Consider the following 16,877-nt stretch of genomic DNA (forward strand, 5'->3'; position numbering starts at 1 on the left):
GTAGCTCTGCGCGAGCGAGGTATTGCCGTGTGTGATGGTCATGCGTACGCTCCCACCCTGGGAGGCGCGCATGCCGTTGTCAGCAAGTCCTGTCGTCCGGAGGGTGCGGCTCGGCGTCGAGCTGCGCCGGCTGCGTCGGCGTGAGTCGATGACGCTGGAGCAGGTGTGCGCCCGGCTCGGCTGGGCGTCCACATCGAAGCTGTCCCGCATCGAGCTGGGCCAGAGCCGGCCCGATCTGGCCGACGTCCTCGACCTGCTCGACGTCTACGCGGTGCCAGCGCACCAGCGCGACGAGCTGATCGTCATCGCCCGCGACGCCGCCACCGGCCGCGGCTGGTCCAAGGCGTTGGGCGAGATGGGTGAGCGGCAGCGGGCGTACGCCGAGCTGGAGGCGGGCGCCGAGCGCATCGTCGAGTACCAGCCGGCGCTCGTGCCCGGGCTGTTGCAGACCCCGGCGTACGCCCGGCTGCGGGTGACCGCCGGCGCGCTGCTCGCCGACGGCGTGGACGTGGAGGCCGACGTCCGCGCCCGGGCGGTGCGCCAGGAGCTGCTGGTGCGGTCGGACCCGCCGCACTACACCGCGCTGATCGACGAGCGGGCCTGCGACCCGGGCGGTCTGCCGGCCGACGTGTGGCGGGACCAGCTGCGGCACCTGCTGACGCTGGCCGAGCGGCCGCACGTCACCGTCCGCGTGCTGCCGCGCGGCGCTTCGCCCGGCGACGACCTGCACCCGCTGGCGCCCTTCTCCTACTACGCCTATCCCGACCCGGCCGACCCGCGCACGGTGCTGGTGGAGACGCTCACCACGGACCTGCGCCTGGTCGCGGAGACCGACGTGGCCCGCTACGAGCAGGTGATCGAGCGGCTGCTCGCGGCGGCGCTGACCGAGGAGGCGACGGTCGAGCTGCTGGCCCGCCGGCTCGGGGCCGCGCCGGTACCCCGGCCCCGGGACCCGCACGAGCTGGAGTGACGCCGCGCGTCCACCGGGCCCGGCGCCCCCGATGCCCGTCGGGACCGGTGGCCGCGCGTCGCGCGCAGGCTATGTGAGGGGTACGACAGATCAGGCCGGCACGTCGACGAAGTGCTCGACCAACGGCGGGCCGGCGAAGTACGGGCCGATCAGCCCCCGCCACTGCGCGAACCGCTCGGTCTGCCGGAAGTTCACGTCGTGCGCCTCGACCGAGTCCCACTCGACCAGCAGCACGAACCGGGTGGGGGACTCCACCCCGCGGGTCATCCGCACGGAGCGGCACCCCTCGGCGCCGGCGAGGACCGGACGGGCCTTCGCGTAGGCGGCGGCGAAGTCGTCCTCGTTTCCGGGCGTCACGTCGATCAGCGCGACCTCAAGAACCATGACCGCAGCCTTTCATGCCGGGCGCCCACCGGTACGCTCCGGGGGCGCTCCGGCGGGCCGCATCCCTCCATGGCGGCGCCGGCGGCGGGGGAGGACACATGCTCGACTGGCTCACCGGCAGCGCGTTCACCGTCCTGGGCGCGGGCACCACCTGGGCCGAGCTGCTCGGCTTCGTCACCGGCGTGGTGAACGTCTGGCTGGTGACCCGCCAGCACATCGCGAACTGGCCGGTCGGCATCGCGAACGTGCTGCTGCTGATGGTGCTGTTCTGGACCGCCGGCCTGTACGCCGACGCCGGCCTCCAGCTCGTCTACGTGGCGCTCGGTGTCTACGGCTGGTGGCACTGGCTGGTCGGCGGCGAGCGGCGCAGCCGGTTGACGGTCACCCGCACGCGGCGGCGGGAGTGGTGGGCGCTGGGCGCGGCCGGGGTGCTGCTCACCGCCGGCCTGTGGGTGCTGCTGGACCGGGCCACCGACTCCACCGTCCCGCTCGCCGACGCGGTCACCACGGCGCTGTCGCTGCTGGCCACCTACGGTCAGACCCGCAAGCTGGTGGAGAGCTGGTGGCTGTGGATCGCCGCCGACCTCATCTACATCCCGCTCTACGCGTACAAGGGACTGTGGCTGACCGGCGGCCTGTACCTGATCTTCCTGGCGCTCTGCGTGGTGGGGTTGCGGGCCTGGCGGGCGGACCTGCGGCGACGTGCGGCGGCCACGCCGGTGCCACCCGGCCCGGCGCCGGTGGCCGCGTGAGCGGGCCCGCGGGCGACCGACGGCCGTCCCGGCACGGCCTGGTGGTGGGCAAGTTCTATCCGCCGCACGCCGGGCACCACGCGCTGGTCGAGGCGGCCGCCGCCCGCTGCGCCGCGGTGACCGTGGTGGTGGCGCCGTCCCGCCGGGAGTCGATCCCGCTGGAGCTGAGGTTGGCCTGGCTGCGCGAGACCCACGCCGACACGCCGTGGGTGCGCTTCGTCGGCCGGTACGACGACCACCCCGTCGACTACGCGGACCCGGCGGTCTGGGACCTGCACTGCGCGGTGTTCGCCGACGCGCTCGGCGGCGAGCCGGTGGACGCCGTCTTCTCCTCCGAGGCGTACGGCGAGGAACTGGCCCGCCGGTTCGACGCGGTCGCGGTCGCCGTGGACCCGGGGCGTCGGGCCGTACCGGTGTCCGGCACCGCGGTGCGCGCGGACCCGGCGGCGCACTGGCGGTGGCTGAGCCCGCCGGTGCGGGCGTGGCTGGTCCGCCGGGTGGTGGTGGTCGGCGCCGAGTCCACCGGCACCACGACCATGGCGCGGGCGCTGGCCGCCCACTACCGGACCGCCTGGGTGCCGGAGTACGGCCGCGAGCTGACCGAGCGCAAGCTCGCCGCGCTGCGCCGGTCCCGCCCGGCGGCGACGGTCGTCGACGTGAGCTGGGACCGGGACGACTTCGTCGAGGTGGTCCGCGAGCAGCAGGCCGCCGAGGACGCGGCGGCCCGGCTCAGCGGTCCGCTGCTGTTCTGCGACACCGACGCCCGGGCCACCGCGATCTGGGAGGAGCGCTACCTGGGGTCGTCCTCGGCCGAGGTCCGGGCCGCCGCCCGCCGTCCGGCGCTGTACCTGCTCACCGACGACGCCGGGGTGCCGTTCGACGACGACGGCCTGCGCGACGGGGAGCACCTGCGGGCGTGGATGACCGGGCGGTTCCGGGCCGAGCTGGCCGGGTGCGGGGTGCCGGTGGTCGAGCTGCGCGGCGGGCACGAGGAGCGGCTGGCCACGGCCGTGACCGCATGCGACGCGCTGCTCGCCGCCGGCTGGTCGTTCACCGATCCGGTGCTGCCCGCGCGCCCCTGACGGCTCCTGCTCCACTGGCGCGCCCGCCCTGCTCGTGTCCCGGTGGGCCGCCGGACATCGGCCCGCGAGGTGCTTCCGACCGATGGGTTCGCGACGGGCGATATACCGCTGGGTCATCTTTATGCCTCAGCGGTGTATCGCTCTCGACTGTTCGGCTCGGCTCCCGGCGGCACGCCCGAAGGGCCGCCTCCAGACCCTCACCTAGCCTCCTAGGACGCCGTGCGCGACGTGAGCCTGCGCACGTGCCGGCGGCGTTCGGACGCCCGGAGATGCGGCACCCGGGGGTGATGGTGAACAATGGCGGCCGAGGAGGGGAGTATTCCCCCGCGACGGAGTCGTCAGCACGGAAGAGCGCCGGCACCCCCGGTGGTTCGACCCGGCTCCGTCGGTCGGGACCACCAGGCCCCGGCGGAAGAGACCTCCGACAGTCACCAGAGTCAGCGTCGACGCACCCCGGCCCCACACCCGGCGTACGGTGTGCCCGACGCTGCGTGTCTGCCGGAGGATGGATTTGAACGTGTCCGCATTGGTGTGGGCGGTAACCCTGACCGCGATGATCGCGGTCCTGCTCGCCGACCTGTTCATCATCGGTCGCCGCCCGCACGAGCCCAGCGTCCGGGAGTCGAGCCTCTGGGTCGGCTTCTACGTGGCGCTGGCCCTGGTCTTCGGCGCGGTGCTCTGGGCGACCTCCGGGGCGAGCATCGCCGGCCAGTTCTACACCGGCTGGCTCACCGAGTACAGCCTCTCGGTGGACAACCTCTTCGTCTTCGTGATCATCATGGCCCGCTTCGGTGTGCCCCGGCAGTACCAGCAGAAGGTGCTGCTCATCGGCATCCTGCTGGCGCTGGTCATGCGCGGCGGTTTCATCGCCGCCGGCGCCGCGTTGATCTCCCAGTTCTCCTGGGTGTTCTACATCTTCGGCGCCTTCCTCATCTACACGGCGGTCAACCTGGCCCGGCAGGGCGAGCCGGACGAGGACGAGTTCAGCGAGAACCTGCTGATCCGGTGGAGCCGCAAGGCGTTGCCGCTGTCCCGGGACTTCGACGGGGCGCGGATGACCACCCGGGAGAACGGGCGGCGACTGTTCACCCCGATGCTGATCGTGATGATCGCGATCGGCACCACCGACCTGATCTTCGCGCTCGACTCGATCCCGGCGATCTTCGGCATCACCCAGGAGCCCTACCTCGTCTTCACCGCCAACGTCTTCGCGCTGATGGGGCTGCGGCAGCTCTACTTCCTGCTCGGCGGGCTGCTCGACCGGCTCATCTACCTCAGCTACGGGCTGGCCGTGGTGCTCGGTTTCATCGGCGTCAAGCTGGTCCTGGAGGCGCTGGCCGACAACAACCTGCCGTTCATCAACGGCGGTGAGCACGTGGCCTGGGCGCCGCACATCCCGATCTGGCTGTCGCTGACCGTCATCCTCGGCACGCTGGCCGTCGCCACGGTGGCCAGCCTGGTCAAGTCGTCCCGCGACCGGCGGCGCGAGCTGGCCGAGGCGCGTAGCTGACCGGTACGTACGTCAGGGGCGTCCCCGCCGGTCGGGGGCGCCCCTGATCCGTCTGCCCGGTCAGACCCGGTGGGCGCCGACGAGGGTGGCGACCCGGGCCTCCGGCAGCTCCTCCTCGATCACCCGGCGGGTGCGGTAGCAGGCGTGCAGCATCCGGCGCCGGCCGTCGTGCGGCTCGGCCGAGACGATGCCGACGTGGTGGATGCGCCGGCCGGGGCGGGCGAAGAAGTAGAGATCGCCCGGACGCTCGTCGTCCAACGCCAGCGGCGTGGTGGCCTCGGCCTGGTCGTCGGCGTCCCGGGGGAGGGTGGTCCCGTACCGCCGCCAGGCCAGGTGCACCAGGCCGGAGCAGTCGATGCCGTCGGTGGACAGGCCGCCCCAGACGTAGACGAGGTCCCGCAGCCGTTCGGCGACCGCGAGCACCTCCTTGGCCTCCGGCCGTTCGCCGGGCAGCGGCACCAGGTCGCCCTCCGGCGCCCAGAGCGGGTCGACCCCGCCGGGCGCGCGGACCGGCCGCCAGCCGTCCACCGGTCGCCCGGCCGAGGCGAGGTGGGTGCCGAGGACCACGCCGGGAAGCGCCGGCGGGCCGTCCGGGGCGGCGCGCAGCGCGGTGCGGACGACGTCGACCACCAGCGTGCCGGCGGACGGCGCGGCGTCGGCCGGCCCGGCGAGGTGGGCGGTGCGCAGCCAGCCCGGGTAGCCGCGGACGTCGAGCTTGGCGGCCGGCTGCCCGAGCGCGACCACCCGGGCCCAGCCGTCCGGCCGGACCTCGGTGACCAGCACCTGCTCGCCGAGCAGCAGCTGGGTCAGGACGCAGTCGCCGACCTGCTGCTCGGTGTCCATCGCGGCGATCCAGGCGGCGACGTCGGGTGGGTCGGCCAGGGCGGGGCGGTCGATCGCGCGGACCGCCTCGGGTGCGGTCCACAGGGTCGCCACCGCGACCCGTACGACGGCCTGGTGGCCCGGCTGAGGCGCCATGTGCACCCCTCCTCCCACGCTTCTCCGGGCGACCCTATGAAAAATTCCAACGACACTCAACCGCGGCTTTGAACCTTAGCTTCACTCACGTCGGTGATCCCGAGCCCCGGCGCGTCCGGCAGCAGCACTGTCGAGCCCTCGTACCGGAGCCCGCCGCTGACCGGCGACCAGGCGAGCCACCAGGCGGCGTCGAGGTCCGACACAGCCGTGGTGCCGTACGCGGCGACCAGGCTGGCGGCCGCGCCCACGCCGACCGGACCCTCCATCATCGAGCCGACGATCGTGCCCATGCCGTGCGCGGCGGCCAGGTCGAGCAGCGTGCGGGCCGGCTGGAGCCCACCGCACTTGGCCAGCTTGACGTTGACCATGTCGGCCGCCCGGCGGCGGATCACCTCGACCAGGTCGCGCACGTCGAAGACCGACTCGTCGGCGAGGATCGGCAGGTCCACCCGGTCGCTGACCCAGGCCAGCCCGTCCAGGTCGCGGCGGTGCACCGGCTGCTCGACCAGCTCGACGTCGAGCCCGGCGTCCTCGATGCCGCGGATCACCCGGACCGCCTCGCGGGGCGTCCACCCCTGGTTGGCGTCCAGCCGGATCCGGACGTCCGGGCCGACGGCGGCGCGCACCGAACGGACCCGGTCCAGGTCGCCGCGGGCGTCGGTGCCGACCTTCAGCTTGAGCACGGTGAACCCCTCGGCCCGCCGCCGGCCGGCCGCCGTGGCCAGGTCGACCGCGTCGCCGGCGGCCAGCGTGACGTCCGTCGGGACGCGCAGCGCGGTGCCGCCGAGCAACCGCACCAGGGGTACGCCGAGTCGCCGCGCGGCCAGGTCGTGCAGCGCCACGTCGACGGCCGCCTTCGCCGACTCGTTGCCCACCACGGCCCCGCGCACCTGCGCGCACCGGGCCTGGAGGTCGTCCGCGTCGCGGCCGGTCAGCAGCGGCGCGAGCAGTTCGCGGACGCACGCCTCGGCCCCGGCGACCGACGCGCCGGTGACCTGCCACACCTGCGGGGCCTCGCCGAAACCCGAGCGACCGTCGCTGTCGATCACCTCGACGACCAGGGTTTCCACGGTGGTGGTGCGGCGCAGCGCGGTGACGAACGGGGTGTGTAAGGGGGCCGAGAGCCGGTGGGTGCGTACCGCGGCGATCGTCATGTGGGGCACCCTATAGGCAACTGGTGGCGAGCAGGGGAGGGCCGATGACCGGGCGGGACTGGGAGCTGGTGGGCGCGCCGAACGCCCGCGACCTGGGCGGGTTGCCGACGACGGACGGGCGGCGGGTCCGCGCCGGGCGGCTCCTGCGCACCGCGGCGCTGGGCCGGCTCACCGACGACGACCTGCCGGTGCTGGGCAAGCTCGGTGTGGCCTGCGTGGTGGACCTGCGCGACGCCGACGAGCAGGCGGTGGCCCCGCCGGACCGACTGGTGGGTGAGCCCCGGCGGGTGCACCTGCCGGTCTACGACGCGGCGCACCCGGTGTTCACGTACGTCTCGGCCGTGCTCCAGGGCCACGACCTGAACGCGTACGCGGCGCTGGCCACCGAGGGCATGCCGGGGGCGATGACGGCGATCTACCGCTGGTTCGTCACCGGGGAGTCGGCCCGGGCCGGGTTCGGCGCCGCGGTGCGGCTGGCCGCGGACGGTGGGAACCTGCCGCTGCTGTTCCACTGCTCGGCCGGAAAGGACCGGACGGGCTGGCTGTCGGTGGTGCTGCTGACCGCGCTGGGGGTGCCGGAGCCGGCCATCCGGGCCGACTACCTGCGGCACAACGAGCTGACCGAGAGCCTGCGCGAGGTGCTGCTGACGGCCATGACGCGCCGTCGGCCGGACCTGGACCCGGCGGTGGCCCGGCCGCTGCTGGAGGTGCGCCCGGAGTATCTCGACGCCGCCTACGACGAGGTGCGCCGGGTGCACGGCACGTTCGAGGCGTACCTGCGTGACGGGCTGGGCGTGACCGACGAGGTCCGGGCGGGGTTGCGGGCGGGCCTGCTGGAGTAGGGGCTCAGCCGGCCAGCTCGTGCCGGGCGTCCCACACCCGTGCGGAGACGTGCGCGATGAGCCGGCAGGCGTCGTCCTCGACCTGCTCGCCGTCCGCGCCGCCGTCGGCCAGGTCGGTGGTCGTGCACACCACCACGGTGTACGGCGGCGCGTCGTCCGGGAAGACCACGCCGGCGCCGTGGCGGACACCGCGTACCCAACCGTTCTTGTGTGCGATGCGGGTGCCGTCGGGCAGGCCGGCGGCCAGGTCCTCGCGGTGTTCCTGGGCGACGAGCACGTCGAGCATGGCGGCGCAGCCGGCCGGCGAGGCCAGCGGGCCGGGCCGGGTCGCGCCCAGCGCCAGCTCGCCGAGGAGGGCGGCCAGGTCGGCGGCGGTGACCAGGTTGTCGATGCCGGCGTCGCGGGCCGCGAAGTCCTCGATGCCGCGGCCGGTGACGCTGTGTCGCGCGCCGGCCAGCGCCCACGCCTGCGCGACGGCGGGCAGGCCGACCTGGCCGATGCAGATGTTGGTGGCCAGGTTGCTGGAGCGGATGATCATGCGTTCGGCGAGCCAGCGCAGCGGGGCGGCGCCGCCGACGCGCTCCCAGACCGCCTCGTCGTTGTCGTAGTCGCGGGCGTTGGTGAAGCGGGGCGCGCCGGGCAGCGCGGAGTCGAAGGAGTTGCGCACCGGCAGCGGCGCGTCCAGGTCGAGCCGGCCGGCTTCGGCGGCGCGGTGCAGCGCCACCAGGACGGCGACCTTCATGGTGCTCGCCGCGTAGTGGGTGGTGTCGGCCCGCCGGGTCCAGGTGGGCCGCGCGCCGGGGCGGCCCACGTACGCGGAGACGGTGCCGGGCACCTTGTCCAGGTGCGCGTCGAGGTCCTCCCAGATCATGGGGTGACCGTAGCGGATCTTCGGCGGTCGCGGGGCAGCGGCACGGCCGGGTCCGGGGCTAGCGTGCGGACATGACGACCGCCCTGTACGACGACATCGCGGACTGGTACGAGGAGTACGCCACCGTCGGTTCCGCTGCCTACATGGACCGGGTCCGATCGGTGCTGGCGGAGCTGTTGGGCGCCGGCCCCGGGCGGTGCCTGGACCTGTGCTGCGGCACCGGGGCGCACGTGGCCGAGCTGCACCGGCTCGGCTGGTCGCCGGTGGGGGTGGACCTGTCGACCGGGCAACTGCGGCACGCCCGCTCCCGGCTGCCGGTGGCCGGTGCCGACGCCACCGCCCTGCCGCTGGCCGACGGTGCCCTGCCGGCCGTGGTCTGCGTGCTCGCGCACACCGACGTGCCGGACTACCCGGCCGCGATCGCGGAGGCGGCCCGGGTGCTGGCCCCGGGCGGCCGGCTGGTGCACATCGGGGTGCATCCGTGCTTCGTGGGCGCCTTCGCGGACCGGTCCGAGCCGGAGCGGATCGTGATCGACGGCGGCTACGCCACCCGGGAGCGCACGACCCGGTCCTGGAACGCGAGCGGGGTACGGGCCCGGGTGGGCGCCTGGCACCTGCCCCTGGCCGACCTGCTCACCGCCGTCGCCGCCGCCGGCCTGGTGCTCGACCGGGTGGTGGAGTCCGGCTCCGGCCCGATCCCCGACGTCCTGGCCCTGCGCGCCACCAGACCCCACTGACGGCCAGGAACCGGGCGCCCCCGGAGTTTCACCGCGGAACGCGTCCCCGCCTCCCGCACCCCATCGCGACCCCCTTCCGTTCAGCCCCGCCCCGCCGGTTCGCTCCCTCCCACAATCCGAGAGCCGATACCACAAATCGAGACGCGCGGAGATCTTGGAAGGAAAACGCCCCTATGGCGGCCATTTCGTACCAAGATCTCGCCCCTACCCCGTCGATCATGAGGTTGGCGGCAGAGTTGATCTCCAAAATCGCCGCCAACTTCATGATCGACGGGGTGACGGGGTGACGGGGAAAGGGGGAGCCCGGTCCGCCGGGGTGGCGGGCCGGGCTCCGGGTGGGGCGTGGGGCGGGTGGGGCGTGGGGCGGGTGGGTCAGCCGGCGTGCTTGCGGCGGGCGGCCATCCGGCCCCGCTGCGTCTGATCCAGGATCACCTTGCGGATGCGCACCGAGGTCGGGGTGACCTCGACGCACTCGTCCTCGCGGCAGAACTCCAGGGCCTGCTCCAACGACAGCTTGCGCGGCGGGATCAGCTTCTCGGTCTCGTCGGAGGTCGAGGCCCGCATGTTGGTGAGCTTCTTCTCCTTGGTGATGTTGACGTCCATGTCGTCGGAGCGGGAGTTCTCCCCGACGATCATGCCCTCGTACACCTCGGTGGTCGGCTCGACGAAGAGCTGGCCGCGCTCCTGCAGGTTGATCATGGCGAACGAGGTGACCGCGCCGGCGCGGTCGGCCACCAGCGAGCCGTTGTTGCGGGTGCGCAGCTCGCCGAACCACGGCTCGTAGGACTCGAAGACGTGGTGCAGGATGCCGGTGCCCCGGGTGTCGGTGAGGAACTCGGTGCGGAAGCCGATCAGGCCGCGCGCTGGGACCAGCCACTCCATCCGGATCCAGCCGGTGCCGTGGTTGACCAACTGCTCCATCCGGCCCTTGCGGGTGGCGAGGAGCTGGGTGATCGCGCCCAGGTATTCCTCCGGCGCGTCGATGGTGAGCCGCTCGACCGGCTCGCAGGTCTTGCCGTCGATCTCCTTGGTGACGACCTGCGGCTTGCCGACGGTCAGCTCGTAGGACTCGCGGCGCATCTGCTCGACCAGGATGGCCAGCGCCAGCTCACCACGGCCCTGCACCTCCCAGGCGTCCGGCCGCTCGGTGGGCAGCACCCGCAGCGAGACGTTGCCGATCAGCTCCTTGTCGAGCCGGTCCTTGACCATCCGGGCGGTGACCTTGGAGCCCTTCACCCGGCCGACCAGCGGCGAGGTGTTGGTGCCGATGGTCATCGAGATGGCCGGCTCGTCGACGGTGATCAGCGGCAGCGGGATCGGGTTCTCGGCGTCGGCCAGCGTCTCCCCGATCATGATCTCGGGGATGCCGGCGACGGCGATGATGTCGCCCGGTCCGGCCGACTCGGCCGGCTTGCGCTCCAGGCCCTCGGTCATCAGCAGCTCGGAGATGCGGACCCGCTGGGTGCTGCCGTCGGTGCGGCACCAGGCCACGGTCTGGCCCTTGCTGATCGTGCCCTGGCGGACCCGGCACAGCGCGAGCCGGCCCAGGAACGGCGACGCGTCGAGGTTGGTGACGTGCGCCTGGAGCGGCGCGTCCTCCTCGTACGCCGGCGCCGGGATGGTGTCCAGCAGGGTGCGGAACAGCGGCTCCAGGTTGCTGCTGTCGTCCGGCACGGCGCCGTCGGCCGGCTGGGTGAGCGAGGCGATGCCGTCGCGGGCGCAGGCGTAGACGATCGGGAAGTCGATCTGCTCCTCGTCGGCGTCCAGGTCGAGGAAGAGCTCGTAGGTGTCGTCCACGACCTCCTTGATCCGGGCGTCGGGGCGGTCCACCTTGTTGATCACCAGGATGATCGGCAGCCGGGCGCGCAGCGCCTTGCGGAGCACGAACCGGGTCTGCGGCAGCGGGCCCTCGCTGGCGTCCACCAGCAGCACCACGCCGTCGACCATGGTCAGGCCGCGCTCGACCTCACCACCGAAGTCGGCGTGACCGGGGGTGTCGATGATGTTGATGGTGACCGGGTCGCCGTCCGCCGGCAGGTACCGCACGCCGGTGTTCTTGGCGAGGATGGTGATGCCCTTCTCCCGCTCGAGGTCCATCGAGTCCATGACCCGCTCGGTGTCCTCACCACGGGCGCCGTAGGCGCCGGCCTGCCGCAACATGGCGTCGACCAGGGTCGTCTTGCCGTGGTCGACGTGGGCGATGATGGCGACGTTGCGGAGGTCGGTGCGTAGCTGCATACCCTCCATACTCCTGTCTGCGGTTGCCGGGGCACGCCTCGGGGTCACCCCGAGATCGCCCGGATCTGTGGCGAAAGTGCTGTGCCGACCGTTCCAGCGACTGGCATGCTGGCTCCCGTGCGGGGTGCCGGATGCCTGACCTGCTGAACTGGCTGCAGGAGCTGCCGCCCCTGCTGATCTACCTGGCTGCCGCGACGATCGTCGCGGGTGAGACCGCGGTGATCTTCGGGCTGCTGGTGCCGGGCGAGGCGACCCTGCTGCTGGTCGGCTTCCTAGCGTACGCGGGGACGCTACGGCTCGTCCCCACGCTGCTGGCCATGGTGGCCGCCGCCGTGATGGGAGACACACTCGCGTGGCGGGCCGGGCGGCGGTACGGGCCGCGACTGCGCGCCTCCGGGCTCGGCGCCCGGATCGGTGCGCACCGCTGGCGACGCGCCGACGAGTTGCTGGAGCGCCTGGGCGGGCGGGGCGTGTTCGCCGCCCGCTGGGTGGCGTTCGCCCGCACGTTGGCGCCCCGGCTGGCCGGCGCGGCCGGGCTGCCGTACCGGCGGTTCGCGCCGTGGAACCTGGCCGGGGTGGTGAGCTGGGTCGGCGCCTCGGTGCTGGCCGGCTACCTGGCCGGCGAGTCGTACGAGCGGGTGTCGCAGCTGCTGGGCCGGGCCACCGGGGCGGTGCTGGTGCTGCTGGTCTGCCTGCTCGGCGTGGTGCTGGCCGGCCGGTGGCTCGGGCGCAACCCGGACCCGGTCCGGGCGTTGGCGGCCCGGGCCGGTGCGTTGCCGCCGCTGCGCTGGCTGCGGGACCGCTACGGGGTGCTGTTCTTCCTGGTCGGCATGCGCGTCGGCCCGGTCTGGACGCTGCTGATCAACCTGGTGCTGGGGCTGGCGCTGCTGTTCGGCGCCGGGTTGGCCGTGGCCGCCCTGCTGGAGGCGGTGGTCCGGCACAGCGGGCTGGGCGTGCTCGACGGGCTGGTCGCGGACTGGTTCGCCGCCCGGCGTACCCCGGGGGTGGTCGACGCCGCGCTGGGCGCGGTGTCGGTGCTGCGCGGCTGGGTCCTCATCACGGCGGTCGCCCTGGTGGCGGTGGTGGTGACCGGCCGGCGGCGGTCCTGGCGCGCGGACCCGCTGGGGGTGGTGGGGACGGTCGGCGCGGCCGTGCCGTTGGTGCTGCTGGTGGTGGTGGCGGACCTGACCGGTCCGGGCGGGCCGGACGACGTCCGGGACCTGTTCCCCACCCAGAACGCGGTGGTCACCGCGAGCTTCGGCACGCTGGCGTGGCTGCTGTCGCGGGGGGCCCGTTGGCCGGTCGGGGTCGCGGTCTGGACCGCCGCGTCGGCGGGCGTGGTCGCGGTCACCGGCGCCCGGCTCTACCTGGGCTGGAGCACGGCCAGCGGCACGGCGTCCGCGGTGCTGCTGGGCGCCGCGTGGACCACCGTGTTCGTGGTCGCCTGGACGACCCGGGACCGCGCGGCGGGCGGCGACGGCGGGTCGGCGCCCGGGGACGCCGCCCCGGCCCGGCCGGCCGTGGGGGAGGGCCCGCCGCGGCCCCGGGAGCGGCGGCCGGCGTCGCGGGTACCCCGCAGGCCCGTCGATCCCTGCTAGGGTGCGCCGGACGGGGACCACGGGGAGGTTCGATGCGGCGAGGAGTCAGCCGGTGGGCTGCGGCTGCGGTGGCGGCGCTGGTGGCGGCCGGTCTGGTGACCGGCTGCGGCGGCGAGGAGCAGCCGGTCCGGGAGGTGGCCGCGGAGCTGCCCACGGTGGCCCCGGTCGAGGCGCCGGAGGAGGCGCCCGCCGACGCGCCGAGCGAGGAGCCGCCGGCGGTCGAGGCGATGGGCGGGCGGCCCAGCCCGTCGGCGTCGGCGAAGCCCCGGCCGAAGCCGTCCCGCACGTCCACCAAGCCGCTGGCGAAGCCGAAGCCGCCGACCGAGACCCAGGTGCCGCCGGCCCCGCCGAAGCCGGCGCCCGCCGGCTGCACGCCCAGCCACCGGGGCACCAAGGCGACGCAGAGCCAGGTGAAGGCGGCGCTGGCCGACGCCGCGGCCCGGACCTACTGGCCCACCTCGGCGCCGGACATCCGCATCCCGTCGGTCCTGATGAAGGCCACCGCCTGGCAGGAGAGCGGCTGGCAGTCCACCATCGTCGCCTGTGACGGCGGCGTCGGGCTGATGCAGGTCATGCCGGCCACGGCGGAGTGGATGAACCAGCGCTTCGGCCAGTCGTACGACATCGACGACTACCGGGACAACGCCTACCTCGGCGGCACCTACCTGGCCTGGCTGACCAAGTACATCGGCGACATGTACTTCGAGTCCGACTACCGGCTGGACGCCTCGCTGTGCACCGCCGAGTTGAACTCGTGCCTGCTCAACGCCGTGATCGCGGCGTACAACTACGGGCACGGCGCGGTCGCCCGGGAGGGGCAGCCACTGGCCGTCCCCAACCCGCAGTACGTCTACAACGTGCGCGAGCTGATGACCAGCTGCGAGTGCCTGGCGTTCTGAGGCCCGTCGGGCGTCCGGGGGCCGGCGTGACGCCGGCCCCCGGACGTCGGGTCAGTCCCGCGCGGTGACTGGTTCGGCCGGCGCGCCGGGCGCCTCGGCCGGCGCGTCCGCTTCCCGGGTGATCCGACCGGGCCACCAGAACCGGTCGCCGAGCAGGAACGCCAGCGCCGGCACCAGCACGGTGCGGACCAGCAGGGTGTCCAGCAGCACGCCGATGCAGACGATGATCCCGATCTGGGTGAGCGTGATCAGCGGGAGCACGCCCAGCACCGCGAAGACCGCGGCGAGCAGCACACCGGCGCTGGTGATGACACCGCCGGTGACGCGCAGCGCGGAGAGCATCCCGTCCCGGGTGCCGACCCGGCGGGCGTCCTCCCGGGCCCGGGTGACCAGGAAGATGTTGTAGTCCACGCCGAGGGCGACCAGGAACACGAACGCCAGCAGCAGCACGCCGGAGTCCAGCGCCGGGAAGTCCAGCACGTGGTCGAAGAGCAGCCAGGCCGCGCCGAGGCTGGCGAAGAACGACGCGATCACGGTCAGCACCAGCAGCAGCGGGGCCAGCAGGCCGCGCAGCAGCAGCACCAGCACGGCGCCGACCAGCAGCAGGATGATCGGCAGGATCAGCCGGAGGTCGCGGGTGTTGGCCTCGTTCGAGTCGTACGTGGCCGCGACCGTGCCGCCGACCAGCGCGCCGTCGGGGGCGTCCGCGCCGGCCACGGTCGGCGGCGCCGAGTTCGGCACGGCGGCGACCGCGTCCCGCAGCGCCACGACCGCGCGGTCGGAGGCGGCGGTGCCCGGCTCGGCGGTCAGCACCACGTCGACCTGGGCGACCCGATCTCCGGCCAGGCCCGGGCGGACCGACGCGACGCCGTCCACCGCGTCGGCGGCGGCGACGACCGCCGCGGCGGCCTGCGGGTTGGTGAGCACGGCAACCGGCTGGGTGCTGCCGGCGGGGAAGGCCCGGGCGAGGGTCTCCGCGCCGGCGACCGCCTCGGGCTTCTCGCGGAACTGCTCGGTCTCGGACAGGCCGGTGCGGATACCGAGGCCGCCGAGCGCGAGGCCGGCCAGGAGCAGGGTGGCCAGCACCGCGACCGGCAACGGCCGGCGGACGACCAGCGCGCCGAGGCGGCCCCAGAGCCGGCCCTCGCGGGCGGCGCCGCCGACCCGGGGGACGAACGGCCAGAACAGGCCACGGCCGAAGAGCACCAGCGCGGCCGGCAGCACGAACAGGGCGGAGAGCATGGCGAACACGACGCCGATGGCGCAGGCCACCGCGAGCGCCCGGTTCGTCTCCTGCTCCGACAGCAGCAACGTCAGCACTCCGAGCACGACGGTGCCGCCGCTGGCCAGGATCGGCTCGGCGGTGCGGCGCAGGGCGGAGCGCATCGCGGTGAAGCGGTTCTCGTCCCGGCGCAGCTCCTCGCGGTAGCGCGCGATGAGCAGCAGGGCGTAGTCGGTGGCGGCGCCGAAGACCAGCACGCTGGCGATGCCGGTGACCTGGCCGCTGGGCAGGTAGATGCCGAGCGCGGGCACGACGGTCTCCACCGTGCGCAGGGTGAGCTGCTCGGCGGCGGCCACGACCAGCAGGGGCACGAGCCACAGGAACGGGCTGCGGTAGGTGACCAGCAGCAGCAGCGCCACGACGGCGGCGGTGACCAGCAGCAGGGTGGTGTCGGCGCCCTGGAACACCTTGCTCAGGTCGGCGGTGAACGCCGGCCCGCCGGTGACCTCGACGGTCAGGTCGGCGGGCAGGTCTCCGACCGCGTCGCGCACCTTGACCACCTCGTCGACCACGGCCTGCTGATCGCCGGCGGTGGACAGCGGCACGACGACCAGCGCGACGGTGCCGTCGGGGGAGACCTGCGCGGGGGCGACCCGGCCGCCGGCGGCGAGCGCGCCGAGCTTCGCCGCCGCGCCGTCGAGCGCGCTGCGGTCGGCGGCGCTGAGCGGGGCGCGGTCGTCGCGGCTGACCACCACCAGGGCGGGCTGGGTGTCGCGGGAGGGCAGCTGCTCCTGGAGCCGCTCGACCTGCGTCGACTGCCACTCGACGGACAGGCCGGTGGCGGAGACGGGTTGGGGATTGTCCGGCTTGGGTAGGCCGAAGACGACCGCGCCGACGACGAGTGCGGCGACCACGGTGAGCCAGGCGGCCAGCCGGCCCCGGGCGACGCGGGTGAACAGTGACATCGGTGCCCTCACAGGTTTCTTTGCGGGGGTGATTCTTGTCGAGAGAGTATCTTGATGAGCGAGATTATCCGGGGAGGGCCTATGCTGCAACCGGACCGGAGCAGGCAGGGGGGTGGCGGCGAGCGGTGACGGGGCACGGCATGTACCGGCGGCGGGACGACCCGCGGGGGCGGATGGTCGCGGAGATCACCAACGACCTGCGTCGCTACTCGTTCGACGCGCAACACGTCGGGCACGCGTTCGCCGGCCTGCACGGGCTCAACGCCACCGACCTGCAGGCCCTCATCGCGGTGATGGAGGCCGAGCTGGTCGGCGAGCCGATCACCCCGGGCCGGCTCGGTGAGGTGCTCAATCTCTCCTCCGGGTCGGTGACCGCGCTGGTCGACCGGCTGGAGCGCGCGGGCCACATCCGGCGCGACCGGGACACCGTCGACCGCCGCAAGGTCCTGCTGCACTACGCCGACCGGGGCGCCACCCTGGCACAGAGCTTCTTCGGGCCGCTCGGCCGCCGCACCGACGAGGTGATGGCCCGGTTCACCGACGACGAGCTGGCCGTGGTGCACCGGTTCATGTCCGAGATGATGCGGTCCATGCGGGCGCACCGCGACGAGGTGCGCGCCGCCCGCGGCGAGCCCCGCCGCGCCGCCGCCCCCGACCCCGCCGGCGACCGCTGAC

General features: G+C 74.0%; 15 protein-coding genes. 9 read left to right on the top strand and 6 right to left on the bottom strand.

All coding sequences use genetic code 11. The features are described 5' to 3' along the window. The first annotated feature begins 70 nt into the window (after window positions 1–70). Entirely contained in the window at window positions 71–970 is a 900-nt protein-coding gene (locus tag COO58_RS29325) for a DUF5753 domain-containing protein (RefSeq protein WP_091573373.1), read from the top strand. A gap of 90 nt (window positions 971–1,060) precedes the next feature. Here the strand turns inward: COO58_RS29325 and COO58_RS29330 are convergent, their stop codons facing one another. Further along, complete coding sequence (locus tag COO58_RS29330) at window positions 1,061–1,354, bottom strand: antibiotic biosynthesis monooxygenase (RefSeq protein ID WP_091573374.1); 294 nt, start codon at window positions 1,352–1,354, stop codon at window positions 1,061–1,063. A gap of 98 nt (window positions 1,355–1,452) precedes the next feature. Between COO58_RS29330 and pnuC the strand changes: the two genes are divergently transcribed. The 3 genes from pnuC (at window position 1,453) to COO58_RS29345 (ending at window position 4,698) form a co-directional block, all read left to right on the top strand. Next, window positions 1,453–2,106, top strand: coding sequence for a nicotinamide riboside transporter PnuC (gene pnuC / locus COO58_RS29335; protein WP_098748131.1), 654 nt, complete (start codon window positions 1,453–1,455; stop codon window positions 2,104–2,106). Then, a complete protein-coding gene (locus tag COO58_RS29340; RefSeq protein ID WP_255292814.1) occupies window positions 2,103–3,188 on the top strand; it encodes an AAA family ATPase in 1,086 nt (361 codons plus the stop codon). Before pnuC ends, COO58_RS29340 begins: the two co-directional genes overlap by 4 nt. 511 nt (window positions 3,189–3,699) lie before the next feature. Continuing rightward, a complete protein-coding gene (locus COO58_RS29345) occupies window positions 3,700–4,698 on the top strand; it encodes a TerC family protein (RefSeq protein ID WP_091573376.1) in 999 nt (332 codons plus the stop codon). A gap of 60 nt (window positions 4,699–4,758) precedes the next feature. Here COO58_RS29345 and COO58_RS29350 read toward each other — a convergent pair whose 3' ends face one another. Beyond that, window positions 4,759–5,676 carry an NlpC/P60 family protein gene (locus COO58_RS29350; RefSeq protein ID WP_091573377.1) on the bottom strand — a complete coding sequence of 306 codons (918 nt, stop codon included), beginning with the start codon at window positions 5,674–5,676 and terminating at the stop codon, window positions 4,759–4,761. Between the two features lie 56 nt (window positions 5,677–5,732). Continuing rightward, window positions 5,733–6,830, bottom strand: coding sequence for a mandelate racemase/muconate lactonizing enzyme family protein (locus COO58_RS29355; RefSeq protein WP_098748132.1), 1,098 nt, complete (start codon window positions 6,828–6,830; stop codon window positions 5,733–5,735). 44 nt (window positions 6,831–6,874) lie between these two features. Between COO58_RS29355 and COO58_RS29360 the strand changes: the two genes are divergently transcribed. Beyond that, window positions 6,875–7,672: a tyrosine-protein phosphatase gene (locus COO58_RS29360; RefSeq protein ID WP_098748134.1), complete on the top strand. Its 798-nt coding sequence runs from the start codon at window positions 6,875–6,877 to the stop codon at window positions 7,670–7,672. Between the two features lie 4 nt (window positions 7,673–7,676). On the opposite strand, the gene COO58_RS29365 is transcribed toward COO58_RS29360, so the two are convergent. Beyond that, window positions 7,677–8,543: a serine hydrolase gene (locus COO58_RS29365; RefSeq protein WP_098748135.1), complete on the bottom strand. Its 867-nt coding sequence runs from the start codon at window positions 8,541–8,543 to the stop codon at window positions 7,677–7,679. A gap of 71 nt (window positions 8,544–8,614) precedes the next feature. Between COO58_RS29365 and COO58_RS29370 the strand changes: the two genes are divergently transcribed. Next, the gene (locus COO58_RS29370; protein WP_098748137.1) at window positions 8,615–9,280 is read left to right on the top strand and encodes a class I SAM-dependent methyltransferase; all 666 of its coding nucleotides are present in this window, start codon (window positions 8,615–8,617) and stop codon (window positions 9,278–9,280) included. 372 nt (window positions 9,281–9,652) lie between these two features. Here COO58_RS29370 and typA read toward each other — a convergent pair whose 3' ends face one another. Then, entirely contained in the window at window positions 9,653–11,518 is a 1,866-nt protein-coding gene (gene typA, locus COO58_RS29375) for a translational GTPase TypA (protein WP_091573382.1), read from the bottom strand. 131 nt (window positions 11,519–11,649) lie between these two features. On the opposite strand from typA, the gene COO58_RS29380 reads away from it, so the two are divergent. Both COO58_RS29380 and COO58_RS29385 read left to right on the top strand, forming a co-directional pair. Further along, complete coding sequence (locus COO58_RS29380) at window positions 11,650–13,116, top strand: DedA family protein (RefSeq protein WP_098748139.1); 1,467 nt, start codon at window positions 11,650–11,652, stop codon at window positions 13,114–13,116. A gap of 32 nt (window positions 13,117–13,148) precedes the next feature. Further along, on the top strand, window positions 13,149–14,015 hold the full coding sequence (locus COO58_RS29385) for a transglycosylase SLT domain-containing protein (protein WP_098748140.1): 867 nt from the start codon (window positions 13,149–13,151) through the stop codon (window positions 14,013–14,015). A gap of 51 nt (window positions 14,016–14,066) precedes the next feature. Here COO58_RS29385 and COO58_RS29390 read toward each other — a convergent pair whose 3' ends face one another. Continuing rightward, complete coding sequence (locus tag COO58_RS29390) at window positions 14,067–16,202, bottom strand: MMPL family transporter (RefSeq protein ID WP_098748142.1); 2,136 nt, start codon at window positions 16,200–16,202, stop codon at window positions 14,067–14,069. A 140-nt stretch (window positions 16,203–16,342) separates the two neighbouring features. Between COO58_RS29390 and COO58_RS29395 the strand changes: the two genes are divergently transcribed. Then, window positions 16,343–16,876, top strand: coding sequence for a MarR family winged helix-turn-helix transcriptional regulator (locus COO58_RS29395; RefSeq protein WP_098748144.1), 534 nt, complete (start codon window positions 16,343–16,345; stop codon window positions 16,874–16,876). Window position 16,877: the final 1 nt, after the last annotated feature.

Origin of the sequence: Micromonospora sp. WMMA1996 (genome assembly GCF_002573675.1) — a bacterium.
Lineage (GTDB): Bacteria > Actinomycetota > Actinomycetes > Mycobacteriales > Micromonosporaceae > Micromonospora > Micromonospora sediminicola.